15 protein-coding genes are annotated in these 15,905 nt (G+C 33.6%); 6 read left to right on the forward strand and 9 right to left on the reverse strand.

Annotated features, from left to right (window positions below):
- The first annotated feature begins 75 nt into the window (after positions 1 to 75).
- Both MPR_RS16955 and MPR_RS16960 read left to right on the forward strand, forming a co-directional pair.
- Positions 76 to 1,422, forward strand: coding sequence for a sigma-54-dependent transcriptional regulator (locus MPR_RS16955; protein ID WP_006259802.1), 1,347 nt, complete (start codon positions 76 to 78; stop codon positions 1,420 to 1,422).
- Positions 1,423 to 1,432: 10 nt separating this feature from the next.
- Positions 1,433 to 2,758 carry a sensor histidine kinase gene (locus MPR_RS16960; RefSeq protein WP_041894641.1) on the forward strand — a complete coding sequence of 442 codons (1,326 nt, stop codon included), beginning with the start codon at positions 1,433 to 1,435 and terminating at the stop codon, positions 2,756 to 2,758.
- A 295-nt stretch (positions 2,759 to 3,053) separates the two neighbouring features.
- On the opposite strand, the gene MPR_RS16965 is transcribed toward MPR_RS16960, so the two are convergent.
- The 7 genes from MPR_RS16965 to MPR_RS16995 all read right to left on the reverse strand — a co-directional run bounded on the left by MPR_RS16965 (position 3,054) and on the right by MPR_RS16995 (position 8,526).
- Positions 3,054 to 3,836, reverse strand: a complete 783-nt coding sequence (locus MPR_RS16965; RefSeq protein WP_041894644.1) for a hypothetical protein — start codon at positions 3,834 to 3,836, stop codon at positions 3,054 to 3,056.
- A 102-nt stretch (positions 3,837 to 3,938) separates the two neighbouring features.
- Entirely contained in the window at positions 3,939 to 4,469 is a 531-nt protein-coding gene (locus MPR_RS16970; RefSeq protein ID WP_041894645.1) for a hypothetical protein, read from the reverse strand.
- Positions 4,470 to 5,031: 562 nt separating this feature from the next.
- Positions 5,032 to 5,367, reverse strand: coding sequence for an MGMT family protein (locus MPR_RS16975; protein ID WP_041894649.1), 336 nt, complete (start codon positions 5,365 to 5,367; stop codon positions 5,032 to 5,034).
- Positions 5,367 to 5,993 (reverse strand): hypothetical protein, encoded by a 627-nt coding sequence (locus MPR_RS16980; RefSeq protein ID WP_006259807.1) that lies wholly within the window; start codon positions 5,991 to 5,993, stop codon positions 5,367 to 5,369. The genes MPR_RS16975 and MPR_RS16980 overlap by 1 nt, the downstream gene beginning before the upstream one ends.
- 1 nt (position 5,994) lies before the next feature.
- Positions 5,995 to 6,666, reverse strand: coding sequence for a tRNA (guanosine(46)-N7)-methyltransferase TrmB (trmB, locus tag MPR_RS16985; protein ID WP_041894652.1), 672 nt, complete (start codon positions 6,664 to 6,666; stop codon positions 5,995 to 5,997).
- 102 nt (positions 6,667 to 6,768) lie between these two features.
- Entirely contained in the window at positions 6,769 to 7,830 is a 1,062-nt protein-coding gene (locus MPR_RS16990) for a sensor histidine kinase (RefSeq protein ID WP_041894655.1), read from the reverse strand.
- A 3-nt stretch (positions 7,831 to 7,833) separates the two neighbouring features.
- Positions 7,834 to 8,526: a response regulator transcription factor gene (locus MPR_RS16995; protein WP_041894657.1), complete on the reverse strand. Its 693-nt coding sequence runs from the start codon at positions 8,524 to 8,526 to the stop codon at positions 7,834 to 7,836.
- 184 nt (positions 8,527 to 8,710) lie between these two features.
- On the opposite strand from MPR_RS16995, the gene MPR_RS17000 reads away from it, so the two are divergent.
- The 4 genes from MPR_RS17000 to MPR_RS17015 all read left to right on the forward strand — a co-directional run bounded on the left by MPR_RS17000 (position 8,711) and on the right by MPR_RS17015 (position 14,499).
- On the forward strand, positions 8,711 to 11,464 hold the full coding sequence (locus MPR_RS17000) for a TonB-dependent receptor (protein WP_041894659.1): 2,754 nt from the start codon (positions 8,711 to 8,713) through the stop codon (positions 11,462 to 11,464).
- A gap of 335 nt (positions 11,465 to 11,799) precedes the next feature.
- On the forward strand, positions 11,800 to 12,960 hold the full coding sequence (locus MPR_RS17005) for a hypothetical protein (protein ID WP_041894661.1): 1,161 nt from the start codon (positions 11,800 to 11,802) through the stop codon (positions 12,958 to 12,960).
- Between the two features lie 110 nt (positions 12,961 to 13,070).
- The gene (locus MPR_RS17010) at positions 13,071 to 13,424 is read left to right on the forward strand and encodes a T9SS type A sorting domain-containing protein (RefSeq protein WP_235280470.1); all 354 of its coding nucleotides are present in this window, start codon (positions 13,071 to 13,073) and stop codon (positions 13,422 to 13,424) included.
- A gap of 94 nt (positions 13,425 to 13,518) precedes the next feature.
- The gene (locus tag MPR_RS17015; protein WP_041894663.1) at positions 13,519 to 14,499 is read left to right on the forward strand and encodes a LuxE/PaaK family acyltransferase; all 981 of its coding nucleotides are present in this window, start codon (positions 13,519 to 13,521) and stop codon (positions 14,497 to 14,499) included.
- Positions 14,500 to 14,544: 45 nt separating this feature from the next.
- Here the strand turns inward: MPR_RS17015 and gldC are convergent, their stop codons facing one another.
- Both gldC and gldB read right to left on the reverse strand, forming a co-directional pair.
- Complete coding sequence (gene gldC / locus MPR_RS17020; RefSeq protein ID WP_006259815.1) at positions 14,545 to 14,883, reverse strand: gliding motility protein GldC; 339 nt, start codon at positions 14,881 to 14,883, stop codon at positions 14,545 to 14,547.
- Positions 14,883 to 15,869 (reverse strand): gliding motility lipoprotein GldB, encoded by a 987-nt coding sequence (gldB, locus tag MPR_RS17025; protein ID WP_041894666.1) that lies wholly within the window; start codon positions 15,867 to 15,869, stop codon positions 14,883 to 14,885. Before gldB ends, gldC begins: the two co-directional genes overlap by 1 nt.
- Positions 15,870 to 15,905 lie beyond the last annotated feature (36 nt).

Below are 15,905 nucleotides of genomic sequence, written 5' to 3' on the forward strand. Positions count from 1 at the left end.
TTAATATTTGATCAAAAAATAAACTGTTCAGTTTCGGACACTAAAACGTTCGCTTTTGAAATAAACCTTTACACTATGAGAAAAACTAACGCTACAATTCTTGTATTAGACGACAATTCTGAAGTTCTTATCGCAGCAAAAATGTTGCTAAAAAGACACTTTGAAACCATATTGACGAATAATAACCCAAAAAAAATAGCAGAAATACTTTCTCAACAAGAAGTAGATGTGATTATTCTAGACATGAATTATCGAGTAGGCTTTGAAGATGGTAAAGAAGGGATATTTTGGTTTAAAGAGATTAAAAATATTGCACCGAATACACAGATCATACTGATGACTTCTTATGGTAATGTAGAGACTGCTGTAGAAGGTATCAAACTCGGAGCAGTAGATTATATCCTAAAACCATGGAATAACGAAGCACTTATAGAAACCGTAAAAGGAGTAGTCAAACAACTGCGCAAAAAAGAAACACTAGTAGACAAACCACAAAAAGAAGATAACGTATTTATAGGTCAGGCTCCTAGCATTCAGAAAGTATATACGATGGCTAGTCGTGTAGCTAAAACAGATGTTAATGCACTAATATTAGGAGAGAATGGTACAGGTAAATATGTATTAGCAAAACATATACATGACAATTCTCCTCGAAAAGAGCAACCATTCATCCATGTAGACTTGGGGTCTTTAAACGAAAATCTTTTTGAGAGTGAGCTATTTGGTTATGCTAAAGGAGCTTTTACAGATGCTAAGCAAGATACGGAAGGTCGCTTCGAAGCTGCCAATGGTGGTACTATATTCTTAGACGAAATCGGCAATGTACCTCTTCACTTACAAGCCAAACTTCTTCAAGTCATCCAATCTAAAAGCGTGATTCGACTAGGTGAGTCTAAAGCTCGTCCTGTAGACATCCGCATCATCACAGCTACGAATGCTAATATAGAACAAGAGGTCAATGAGAAGTCATTCAGAGAAGACTTGTATTACCGTATCAACACCGTGACACTACAGCTACCGCCATTAAGAGATCGCCTAGAAGATATCTTACCTCTACTACAATTCTTTGTGGAAGAGTATGCACATAAATATGATCGTACTGTACCGAGTATTAGCGAATCTACTCAGCAAGCCTTAACTTACTACGACTGGAAAGGGAATATACGCGAAATGCAAAACCGTGTAGAGCGTGCATTAATCCTAACAGAAGAGGATGAACTAAACCTTCATGATTTCGGTATTTCACCAACTATGATTAACGATACCTCTACAGAAGAGAATACCTTACAAGATATGGAGCGTATCTCTATCCTTAAAGCACTAGAGAAGTACGATGGCAATATCTCTCAGACGGCTGAAGAACTAGGGTTATCTAGAGCCGCGTTATATAGAAGACTAGAAAAGTACAATATCAAAAACTAAGTTTAATCCTATGCAGTCATTTCACTTTAAAGCCTTCTTGCGCATTATAGTCATCCTTCTATTAGGATTGTTAGGCATGTTCTTATTCACTAAGGATCTTGTGTATTCCTTTGTCTTGGTATGTATACTGATAGTCGCTTTATTCATTGAATTTTTCTTTTTTCAGAAGAAATATTACACAGCCATAGACCGTATCGTACTAGCGATGATGTATGATGACTATTCACTTAAGACAACAAAAGAGCAACCTAATGAGACACTAAACAACTTACAGAAGCTCTACCATAAACTACAAACACAACAACAACAAAACGAAATACGCGAGCTGGTCTATCTAAATATTTTAAACAATATAGAAACAGGTATTCTAATCCTAGAGAAGAAGAGTGATAAGTGGGAAGTATTCCTTATCAATGATTACTTCTCTTCCCTATTCGACATACCGAAGATTAAGTCTTGGACAAACCTAGAACGGCTACTCCCTACACTAACCCATCATCTACAACAGCTAAACTTTAAAGAATCTAAAGAGTCTATCGATATCAAAATAGAGCATGAGGAGAAACAAACCTTTATGCTCCAAACTTCTAATACAATAAGTCAAAATCAAGAGTACTTCATCGTATTATTAGATTCTATCCAGAAAGTATTAGAGAAAAAAGAGAAAGACACTTGGGAGAATCTAATGAAGATTATCTCTCATGAGATCATGAACTCTCTTACACCTATTCACTCACTTGCTCATAATACACAGGAGATACTAGAAGAGGAAGAGTTGTCAGAAGAAGATATGGATGATATCAAAGTAAGTATCAATACGATTGTTAACCGTACTAATCACTTACAGCAATTCATAGACAACTATAGGAAGTTAACCATGCTGACTTCTCCTAAAAAGCAGTTAGTCCCTGTTAATCGCATCATACAGATGAGTATAGAGACTCTGATGCCTCTATTCAAAAATAACGGTATCCAAGTACAAACAAACTTAAATCTGCAGATCAATCTAGAGTGGGACATTAAACAGATGGAGCAAGTATTTATCAACTTATTGACTAATGCGATACACGCCACTGCCAAACAAGAGGTAAAAGAAATCCATATCAACTTATACGAAAAGAACAATCGTATCTACATAGATATAGAAGACAGTGGACTAGGAATCATCCCTGAGATTAAAGAAAAAATATTTATTCCTTTCTACACCACCCGTGAAGAAGGTGCAGGTATTGGACTACCTCTATCTAAGAATATCGTAGAGATGCACAATGGGTACCTAACGTATCACAGACGAGAAGACAGAACAGTCTTCAGTCTTAACTTCCCACTGTATTAAATTAATTAGGTATTTGGAGTTAGGAATTACACCTAGGGCATAATATCCAGTATCTTGTCATTCCGACGATAGGAGGAATCACACTAACATATCCACTAAGCCACAAACGCATTTAGCCCACACGCCTCCTGACTACGTCAAAGTACAGACGCATTATCATGCGTGTCACACAATGGACATCACTAAAAATGTCTACTAGACATTTTCTTAATACCCCACCTTTTTGACCATAAATACTATCAAAAAGAGGTTATTATAAATAACAAAACTCCACTTATTAGGTGGAGTTTTGTTATTATTTAAACTGTTTAACTTTCAAAGCTATTTCTTCTAATAATTCATCTGTTATTCCAATACTTAATTGATTTGTATGAATCACAACCCTTTTAGGGTCTTTTAGACTATCATAATGCACATTTATATAATTTGTTTTTGTTACATCAATAGTACTGCATTCAGTATCAAATTTCACATTAAATATTTTCTCAATATCTATATCAAAATCTCTAACGTAATGACCAGCAGCCACTATAATAATAGGAAAATCTAAATAAAAAGTATTTGATAAGAATACTTTTCTTTTTTCTAAACTAGCTATTCTTTCCTTACTATCTACATTAGCACTTTTTTTTCCAGAAGCTTCACTTAATTCTGTAATAAAAGAGTTCTCTAAGAAGTTAATATACTCACTTTTAACTCCTTTATTATAAATCTTATCATATAACTTTTGATAATTAAACCAAGTTTTACTTGCACCTCCTTCTCCTTTAACTTTACCAGTTGCATCTATAGAATAGACTGTGTTTTTTTGCCCTTTATATGGATAAAGTGGATTAAACGATGTATTATCTTCAAACCAATTCTGAACCTCTTCTTGAGATAAATTATTATCAATATTATTTACCCAGTTCAAATAATTCCCTTTTATTTCACTACTATATTCCTCTCTACTACTTTCAACATCAATTGCAGCTTCTTTACCTATAAACAATATTTTCCCCATAGGGTTACCTTTTCCAATATAAAGTTCGTCTTTATTTATTGCTATTAAATCTTTAAAATTTTTAGTATACCCCATAATATTAATCTTTTTTCTTATAAAGATAATGTAAGATGTAAGAACCTGAAAATTGAGTCATGACTTTTTACAACCATATTAGCTTCTACTTACAGTCCACTCCTATCTCACCTCTTCATGATATTCTTTGATCTCCTGATGTATAGCTCTACCATCACCTTCAATATATTCTCCAGAGAGAGCATCAAATAAACTCAATCCAAATATTCGATTAAATACACTACTGTACAAAGGCAATTGATTAAACACAAGATCTTTATTCTTCATCTTAACCCCTATCCCATGCTTGTTGCGAAAGCCAATGTATATCACTTCTTCTATATCACTCCACTTGAGTGTAATCCCTCTCTCATAATTAATAATCTCATTGGGTGTAAGTCTTAATAGAACTTGTCTATTTGCTGATTTTCTTAACAAGATAATGCCTGAGGTTATCCAGATTATCCCTACCCCTATGAATAGTGATAACAATAAAGTCATCTGCCAGAATGATATAAATAACGCGATACTCACCTCCACATCTCTAAGTATAAAATAACACAGCACTAATCCGAATATTAAACCTATAGCACCTATGATCACAAGGCTTCTCCCCATACTAGAACCATAATAATATACTTTCTCTTCTTTCATTCAGATATTTTTTAGTAAATATAATGATATCAGAAAAACAAAGCCTATACTGATAAGTAACAACTAACTAATCATTCGTTTTTTCTACCCCCTTCAACACTGCACCAACACATCTTCAATACTTCTTCAAGAAATAAGCCCTCTACTAGAGCAATCTTGGGGAAATGTTGAAGAAGTCTTGAAGGAGTTCACTCAAAAGTACGCTATATATAGGATTAAAGGCTATTCTGGTTTTTAATCTATAAAAACAAAAATAACCACAAACAATTAAAAATCACTAGTTTAAACTATTAAAATCTCAATATGAATGCAGAAAAACTATGCCTGTTTTTAAAAAAAAGACACAAAAAAAGGCTTCAATAGCCTAAATACATAAAAAAATAGTGAATAAAGAGTCTTCTAAAGCTCTTAAAAAGGAAATAACAGATGTCTATAAGAGAAAAATAGACCTCTTTCTGTGAAAATAAGAAGCAAACAAACTAATTCAAAATATGAACTAATAATATCTAAATAATTGGATTAAAATACACTACTAGAGAAAATAAGTGATTTATAAGGTTATTTATTCTCCTTCGTACACAGTAGGTTCCCAAAGGAGTTCTTTAAAATTGACCACTTTATTATCTACTACCTCCACACCTTCATTCTCTAATAATTGTTGCATTAGATTCGTTCCATCAAAATGAAATTTACCTGTCAATAATCCATTTCGATTGACTACACGATGTGCAGGTACTGTATCATCATCATGAGATGCATTCATCGCATAACCTACCATACGAGCAGAACGCGCTGCACCGATAGCTCTAGCTATAGCACCGTAAGTGGTCACTCTACCTACTGGTATCTGTCTCGCAACAGAGAAAACTCGTTCAAAGAAATTAGCCTGCTTGTCCATTACTTCAATAACTTATATATCGTGATCAAGCAGATAATCCCCGTAATAGTCCCAATTACGTAATTAATATTGCGCAGGATAAAAGCATCTTCTCTAGAGGGTTTCTTAAAAAAGGAGATATAGAGATAAAACATCATCGCTGACCCTATCACTACCCCTAATGAGAAGAATATAGTACATATCAAATCAAAGATATGATAGTCATAGGTAGCTAAAGTGATACTTAAAAAAACGTAGTAGGGAATTAAGAATACATTGATCGAAGCTAAGAAAAGCCCGTATACAAAAGGCGACTTACTCTTCTTAGGATTATTCTTTTTCTTCATCTCTTTTTTCTTTGCAAAAAAGAAGAAGTAAATCGTCAATATCGCAAAAATAACTAGACCGATTTCGTGTAATGCCTCTGTAATACTCGGGCTAGAATCAATAAGCTTAGAAAAGAATATGGCGATAAATGTCTGAATAAAAATAACTGTTGAAGCTCCTAAGACGTACGAAAAAGCATTGCGCCCTCCTTCTTCCTTAGCAATCTTGACAGCTGTCATATTAAGCAGCCCTGGAAGAGAAACTCCCAAGGTAGCTGCTAAAAAACCGAAAAATAAAAGTGTGACAACTTCTACTCCCATCTTACTTAATTCTAAATTGAATGTAAGTTATAGGTTTATTTTGTTCTAAATACTGTGATTCGTAAAAAGTTTGAATTTCTGTTACTACCGCAGGTGCACCTTCATTTTTATAAATGTGGTGATTAGCATAAATAACTTCGTGCCCTTCTCCATGTAGAAGCCCTAATGTATATCCATGCATGAACTCGCTGTCCGTCTTTAAGTTCATAATACCATCCTCTGATAAGATATTCTTATAACGCTTAAGGAATTCACTATTCGTTAGACGGTGTTTAGTACGTTTATACTTAATCTGAGGGTCTGGGAAAGTAATCCAGATTTCACTCACTTCACCTGCTGCAAAAGCATGCTCTATTAATTCGATTTGTGTACGTAAGAAAGCTACATTAGTCATTCCTGACTCTACAGCTGTCTTAGCCCCACGCCAAAAACGAGCACCTTTAATATCAATACCAATAAAGTTTTTCTCAGGAAAACGCTTCGCTAGCTCTACTGTATATTCTCCTTTTCCACATCCTAGTTCTAATACAATAGGATTATCATTCTTAAAAACATCTTTATTCCAATTACCTTTTTGTGGTAACTCTCCTATCATGTCTTCTCTAGTCGGCTGATATACAATATCAAAAGTTTCGTTCTCTCTGAATCGCTTTAGTTTATTTTTACTTCCCACGTGATATACTTCATTATAAATTTGCGCAAAATTAAGTAATTATAGTGAAACTATACTATTTTAATTTTATACGCAACAAATAGATACCTTATTGGATAATAATTAATTATCAGTAGGGTCTACTAAAGCTTTCTCTAAAGTGAAAGAGAACTCCGATCCATAACCGAAACTACTCTCTACGTAAATATGCTCTTCATGCGCCTCTACGATATGCTTCACGATAGACAATCCTAATCCAGAACCACCCACTGCTCTAGCTCCACTCTTATCAATGCGATAAAAACGCTCGAATAGACGAGAGACATTCTCTTTCTTAATACCAAGACCATTGTCCGTAACACGGATAATCAATTTGTTTTTCACTAGGTCTTCGATAGTTACTTCTGTAGTTCCTTTGTCTTTACCATATTTAATAGAGTTATCTATTAGGTTAGTGATGACTTGTCCTATGCGTTCTTTATCCCCTACTACATAAATAGGTTTGTTATAATTCAGATCGAAGATTAGAGATATATTTCTTTTCTTGGCTTTATAATCTAAAAAGTCAAAGGCATGTCGAATCGTCTCTACAATATCAAAAGTCACGATATTAAGATGTAGATCACCAGACTCAAGCTTAGTAATCATATCTAAGTCATTAACGATATAGATAAGACGATCTACACTCTGAGCGGCGCGCTCTATATAACGATCTCTGACCTTAAGATCATTAATCGCACCATCCTGTAAAGTCTCTAAATAACTCTGTATTGTGAATAGAGGAGTCTTTAGTTCATGAGATATATTCCCTAAGAACTCTCTTCTATACTCTTCTCTCACTTGAAGAGACTCAATCTCAATCTTCTTGTTTTTAGCAAATTTCTGAATTTCTTCTGTCAAGGTCTGCATATCAGTCGTCACGGCTTTACTTCTCAGCTCAGCATGTTCTAACAGAGAGACATTGTCATATATTTTTTTTATTCTTCTGTAGATAAAGTGTTCTACGCGATACTGAAGAATAAAAAAGGACATCGTAAATAAGATTAAAAGATATCCTAACACTATCCAAACTGGGATGTTTAGATAAAATACACCTATAGGAAAGGTTACAATAAAGCTTATCAAGGTAATAGAAGATGAAGACTTTATTGCAAACTTATAAGAGTTTTTAAACTTTGTAGCCATTAACTATTCTGCGTGGTCAAATTTATACCCTACTCCTTTTATTGTCTTAAAGTAACTATCTCCGATTTTTTCTCTTAGTTTTCGGATATGTACATCGATAGTTCTTCCGCCTACTACCACTTCATTTCCCCATACTGCATCTAAGATCTCGTCACGAGTAAACACTTTACCTGGCTTAGCCATTAATAAATAAAGTAGTTCAAATTCTTTTCTAGGGAATACAATTTCTTCTTTGCGAACAAATACTCTGTACTCATCTCTATCGATTCTAATATCTCCTACCTCTATAGTATTAGTAGAAGTATCATCACTGAAGCGTGCACGTCTAAGTAATGCCTTTACCTTACTCATTAACACCTTTGGTTTGACAGGTTTTGTGATATAATCATCCGCCCCTGCTTCAAAACCTGCTACCTGTGAATAATCTTCCCCACGTGCTGTTAAAAAGGTGATTACGCTATTAGATAGACCACTGTTTTTTCTAATCAACTCACATGCTTCTATACCGTCCATCTCAGGCATCATTACATCTAATATAATAAGGTGTGGTTTGTTTTGAGTTGCAGACTCAACTGCTAGCTTACCGTTTGTTGCAGTAAATACTTGATACCCCTCTTGCTCTAAATTATATCCAATGATATCGATAATATCTTGCTCATCATCAGCTAAAAGGATCTTAATTTCAGAATTTTTCATACTTGTGTTGTGTGTTTTAGTAGGCCAAATATAGAGCATAATACATTACTAAATATAGACTTTACAATAATTTAATATGTTAACAATTTGATAACCTAATATACGCAAAAAATTAAACTTTGATTAACCTTCACTATACATTCATCTAGGTTCTTTGCACCAATAATACAACACACTTATTTATATGAAAAATTTCTTAGTGATCTTAACCTTAATGGTATCAGCCACTTTTTATGGACAAAAGGCCGAAATTAAAGGAAAAATAACAGATGACTCTACGCATGAACCACTAGCCTATGCTACCGTGGCAATTAAAAATACTTCTGAAGGAGTAAACACAGAATTAGATGGTAGTTATAGTATCTCGGTAGAAGCAGGTACTTATATATTACAGTTTCAATATATGGGGTATGTAACTCAAGAAAAATCAATCACAGTTGCAAAAAAAGAATCAAAAACAATAAATATAACATTAGCCTCTGAACATGTAGAACTAGAAGGAGTAGTAGTAGAAGCTACACGCTCTAAATCTAGAGAATCGGCTCTACTTATAGAACAACAGAGATCTAGTGAGATCAAACAACATATAGGTTCACAAGAATTATCTCGTAAAGGGGTAAGCGATGTGGCTTCTGCAGTAGCTAAGACAACAGGTGTAGCCAAGCAAGAAGGTACAGGAACAATATTTGTACGTGGATTAGGAGATAGATATAACAGTACTTCGCTAAATGGATTGCCTCTAGCTTCAAATGATCCAGAGAAAAAGAATATTGACTTAAACTTATTCTCTACTGATATCGTAGAATACATCTCAATAGATAAAGCATACAGTGCAAGAAACTCTGGAGACTTCGCAGGAGGAAATATAGATATTATCTCTAAAAAACACAGTGGAGAGGGATTCTTCAACATTAGCTTAGGGTCAAACATTAATTCTAATGCTGTAGGAGAGGATAAATTTAGATCTCTATCAGACAGAAACTTTTTAGGATTCTCTAATACAAAGCAACCTAGCAATGCGCTTCAAAGTTTTAGTTTTAAAAACTCTGCACAGACAAAAAACAAATCTCCTTATGGAATGAGTTTAGGACTGAATGGTGGTAAATCATTCTACTTCGGAGCAGAGTCTTCATTAAACATCTTTGCTACTGTATCATTTGACAATAATTACAAATTCAAAGAAGGAATTAATCGTACTGCTCAAGCTCAAAACAGTTTTACAAAAGATTTATACATGAAGTCTTATGAGTATAATACGAATACTACTGCGATGTTAAATGCTGAGTATAATATCAACTCTAGAAATAGTATCAAATACAATTCTCTTTTAATCAATGGTACTCAAGAAAAACTAGATGAATACACTGGTTTTATCAGAGATATTACAGATAGAAAAGACTATTATGAAAATACACTTCTATCAAGACAAAACTACAGACAAGATCGTCTATTCGTAAACCAATTATTAGGAGATCATAAACTAAATGATCAAATAGACCTAAACTGGGGGTTAGCTCTTAATAACATTTCTGCTCAGACTCCTGACAGACAGATGTACACTTTAAACAAAGTTAAAGGAGAGGATAACTACGAATTCTCGACTAACTCTAGATCTGATAATAACAGATACTTCGAGGATCTAATCGAAAACGAAGTAGGTGCAAATATCGCTGCATCATATAAATTCGGTAAAAACAGTGAGAATCTATACAACGGAAAGTTAACAGTAGGATATAACTTGCGTCAAAAGAACAGAGAGTTTAAGGCTACACAATACGTGTTTCAGATCAATGCTGATTATAACAACAATATAAATCCGTACGCACTAGACAACTTCTTTAATCAACAAAACTTCAATAACGGATACTTCCAAACATATACGTTCAGAGGAGGTGCGAATACACCTAATGCATTATTACCTCAAACGTATGACGGAGATATGACAGTACATGCAGGTTTTGCAAATGTAGAATACAAATTATCAGATAGATTATCAGGTACTATCGGAGCTAGATTTGAGACAATCACTCAAAAAGTAACTTGGCAAACACAATTAGACGCTGATAAAAGCTCTAATACATTAGATAAAAATGCATTCTTACCAAGCTTGTCTTTAAAGTATGCTGTTGATGATAGAAACAACCTTCGTTTTGCTGCATCTAAAACATATACTTTACCTCAATTTAAAGAAAGAGCTAGATTTATCTATGAGGATGTAACTGAGATTAAAGTAGGTAACCCAGACTTATATGCATCTGATGATTATAATGTAGATCTTAAGTGGGAATTCTTCCCTACTAATGATGAAGTATTCTCTGCTTCTGTATTTGGTAAATATATTAAAAACCCAATCAACGAGATTGTTTCTGCTTCTTCTTCTAATGATATCACGTATGCGAATACAGGTGACTATGGATACGCTGCAGGACTAGAAATAGAAGTGCGCAAAAACTTAATCAGCTTCGATGATGTAAATACAAATAAACTTACAGGAGGATTAAACGCTTCTATAATGAAGACGTACCAAAAATTAGATAATGAAAAAGTAAATAGAGAGAATAAATATATCACTACCTCATTTACTCATGACAATTCAGACTTCACAGGTGCATCAGATTTCTTATTAAATGCTGACTTATCTTATATCAAAGAATGGGGTGAGAAAAACTTAATGGCTACTGTATCTTATGCTCATTTCTCTGATAAGCTATACTCTATCGGAACAGAGCAAAGTGGTAACCTAGTAGACAAAGCATTTGGTATGTTAGATTTTACTTTCAAAATGAAGTTCAATAAAAGATTCGGTATTGGTTTAAATGCTAAAAACTTATTAGACCCAAAAATCGAAAGAGAACAACAAAACAAGACTCAAGATGTCTTAGTAAGATCATATAAACTTGGAAGAAACTTTAGCTTAAGCCTAAACTATTCATTCTAGAATCTAAATATCATATAATACCCCAAAAGCAAAGCGAGAGTCTTCTAATAAGGCTCTCGCTTTATTTATTTACCTAAAATGGGTGAAGTACAATTACATTCAATAGGGGCAATTTTAAAAAAAACATCCTTATTAATTACTTACAAAACACTCAGATTTCCTTCCTATTTACACTCGCTTAAACTACAAATCCATATACTATTATAATTAACCTACTTAACACCTATTTAATATTGAGGAAACAAACTATTAATTATTCAATGACAATGAGTTAACATACTTTTTCTGTTTTCTAGACATCTTTGTATCAAACAATATAAAAAACTATATTACACATGAAAAAATTATTAAGAGCAGGATTCAGTATTGCATTAGTTACATTAACATTAGCAAGTTGTTCATCAAGTGATGATAATAACGGAGGAGGAACAACAGATCCTGGAACAACTACTCCAGGTTTGAAAGGAGACATATTAGGTGGAGAACTTAAAAAAGGAGATAAACTAAGCTTAGAAGCAAACAAAACATATAAATTAACTTCTAAATTAGTAGTAAACGATGGAGCTACTTTAAACATTCCAGAAGGAGTTAAAATTATTGGAGAAGGTGGTACTTCTGCCTATATCGCAGTAGGACAAGGAGGAAAGATCTTTGTAGAAGGAAAACAGAACAATCCTGTAGTAATGACAGGTGTAGAAAAAACTAGAGGAAACTGGGGAGGTCTAGTAATCTGTGGAAAAGCACCTATTAACAAGGCAGAAACAGCAACAGCTGAAGTATCAGACTTAACATACGGTGGAAAAGTAGCTAATGATAACTCAGGTTCTATTAAATATTTAAGAATCGAATACGCAGGAGCTAACTACAACGCTGAAAAAGAATTCAATGGACTTTCTTTATTCGGAGTAGGAAGTGGTACTGTAATCCAATATGTACAAGCACACGAAGGTTCTGATGACGGATTTGAGTGGTTTGGAGGAACAGTTAGTGCACAATACTTAGTGTCTACTAATAATGATGATGATCAGTTTGACTGGACAGAAGGATGGTCAGGAAAAGAAAACAAATTCTGGTATTCAAAACAATCAGGTACAGCAGATAAAGGATTCGAAGCTGATAACAATGCTAAAAACAGAGCTGCAAATCCTTACTCTAATCCAACTATCGTAGGAGTTACATTACTACCTGCAGTAGACGGAAAAGGAACTGCAATGAAATTACGTGAAGGAACTAAAGGAAATATTTCTGATGTAGTAATCGGAGCTTATGCAACTGCATTCGACGTAGAGCATGATGAGACTATTGCTAACGTTAATGATGGTTCATTAATCTTAAGTAATGTAAAACTTATCAATGTAGGTAAAGCTACTTCTGGTAAAAACACTAAAGGAGATGCAGTAGATGTATCTAAAGTATTTACTGCTGGAGAAGCTAAAGGAGCAGGAAATGGAGTTGGTGTTCCAGAGTGGACTAAAGGTTGGACAGTAGGTCTATAGTAATACTAAGATAAAAATGTTAAAAAAAAGTGCTTATTTAAAAAAATAGGCACTTTTTTGTTTTTTTATCTCGTTTTAAATAATTACTTTTATACCATAATTTTAGTTAGATGGCAAAAAAATACTTTTATATCACGATGTTCATTGCAATGCTAGGCGGAAGCACAGCATTTGCGCAAAGTGGTTTGCGCTATAATAATGAACCTAGATATTCTACGAATCAGAATATCGAAGGGCTATCTATTTACCCTAACCCAGCGGTTTCAAATGGTAAATTGTACATTGAATCTACTAAAAATGAACCAAAAGAAGTAGAGCTATACAATGTTGTAGGAAAAAAAGTATTCACAACTACTGTTAATAACAGAGAGTTGAACTTACCATATAGTGTTAATGCTGGTATTTACATTATGAAGATAAGAGAAAGTAATGCTACTGCTACTAGAAAAATAGTAGTAAAATAAGAAATACATTTTAATGATTTTATATTCTTAAAAGAGTATCACTAAAGTGATGCTCTTTTTTTATTTGTATTTTTGTACTTAAATATAATAGACCGTGTTTAAACCTGAAGAAATCATCCAAATACAAACAAAAAAAGATTTTCATAGAGTAGCTATGAAAGTCTTTAGATTCCAGTATGAACATAATCCTGTTTATCAACAGTTCTGTAATCTTCTAAATAAAACTCCTGAGCAAGTCAAGACATTAACTGATGTACCTTTTCTACCTATCGAGTTCTTTAAGAGCAAAGATGTTTTATCTTCAATAGATCCTATAAAAATAACATTCACTAGTAGTGGTACTACCGGAATGATAACTAGTAAGCACCATGTGACTGATCTAGACTATTATGAATATAGCTTTAGAGCAGCATTCTCACACTTCTATGGAAATATAGAAGACTATGTTGTCTTAGCTCTTTTACCAGCTTATTTAGAAAGAGAAGGTTCTTCTCTAATCTATATGGTAGAAGATCTTATAGAAGGTTCTAATCAGCCTGAAAGTGGATTCTACCTACACAACTATGAAGAGCTGGCTAAGATGCTAATAAACTTAGATAAAGAGGGTAAAAACGTCTTATTAATAGGTGTTACCTATGCCTTACTAGATATGATAGAAATGCAAAAGTTTAACCTTAGCAATACTATTATTATGGAAACTGGAGGTATGAAAGGTAGACGTAAAGAAATGATACGAGAAGAACTACACCAAGTATTATGTGAAGGTTTCGGAGTATCTAAAATACACTCTGAATACGGAATGACTGAGCTATTATCTCAAGGTTATTCTTTTGGTGATGGTATCTTTGAATGTCCTCCATGGATGGATATCTTAACTCGTGATCCAGAAGACGCCTTGACCTATGTAGAAGAAGGTAAAACAGGCGGGGTCAATGTAATCGATTTAGCAAATATTAACTCTTGCTCCTTTATCGCTACGCAAGACTTAGGAAAAAAATACAGTAATGGTTCATTTGAAATCTTAGGAAGATTTGACCATTCTGACATAAGAGGTTGTAATCTTATGGTTGTATAATAAAAAAGCCTCATACGTTTAAACGTATGAGGCTTTTTCTTATAATTACTTTTCTAAAAGATCTAATTTCTCTGCAAAATAATCACAGAAGTCTTTCATTGTTGCTGCCATCTTCTCATCTTCTGTAGCACGCTCAAATGTGTCTGACATTGCTACTAATGTTTGATGAAAGAACTTCTTCATTTCATCCACAGGCATATCCTTTGTCCATAAGTCGATACGCAGTGTTTCTTTTGCTTTGTGATCCCAGATAGATAATAACATTGCTTTAGAACTAGCTTTCTCTACACCTCCATCTTTAGCAGTCCAAAACAATTTATCTGGCACTTTATTTTCGTCTAACTCTACTCTAATATTTATATCAGAAACGTGATTTTTACTCATTACTTCTTTGGTTTATACTTTGATTTTTCAAATATTTCTTTTGCATCCGTATTAAACAGATCATGCAAAGTTACATTATTATTTTGCATATACGCATTGACAATTTGCCAACCTAACCAAGCTCCAGTTCTCCCTGGGCTATCACCATCAATATCTAAATAATACTTAGAAAAAGGAGCAGCTGTAAGAAAGCGACTACTCAACTTACTGTCTGTGTCAAATAATAAATTATTCTCTATAAAATATCTCCACATCTCTTGTTCATTCTCCTGACACCACTGCATCTGTTCTAAAGTATACCCCATGATATAAGCATCATTAACCTTAGGCAACAATAATTTCTTAGCATATAATACCTTACCGTATTGTACCATACCTCCTAAGAAAGTACGATCTCTATTGCCTCCTATTTTTTGTAACACAAAGCTTTCTGCTAAATCAGGTAATATCTGTGTAGGCTCAAAAGATGGTCTTAAATACTCAGGAAAACTAACATAGAAATGATGATCCTTCCCTAAATAAGTATCTAAAGCAATCAATGCTAACGAATCTGCATAAATAGCTTTTGCAGTCACATCCACTTCCGAGATTAATGTGATTACCTTTTTCTTCGAAGTCTCATGTGGATAATAATACTTCACATGTTTAAAGAAATCTTCTAATTGCTTTGGCAATTCACCTAAATCTTGATATTTCTTCTCTACCTCTTCATTTAACTCAATGAATATGGTATCTTGTTTTTTCTTTATCCAAAACTCATCAGATAAATTCTCATTAAAGAAATACGGATACTGTTTTTTAATACTTGCAAGATCAGCATCTTTCGACTTGAAGAACTCTTGATCAAAACGAGTAACAGTCATATCTATAGGAATAGCATTAATCTCTTTATCAAGTTCACTCTGCTTATCTCCACAGCTAGACCAAAAAACACAGCTCACTAGTAATACAACACTAGATAAATTAGTAAATTTGGAAAAAGTCATTCTATCTTTTTTTATTTTCAATGTACAAATATAATA

The sequence above is a fragment of the Myroides profundi genome, assembly GCF_000833025.1.
GTDB classification, from domain to species: domain Bacteria; phylum Bacteroidota; class Bacteroidia; order Flavobacteriales; family Flavobacteriaceae; genus Flavobacterium; species Flavobacterium profundi_A.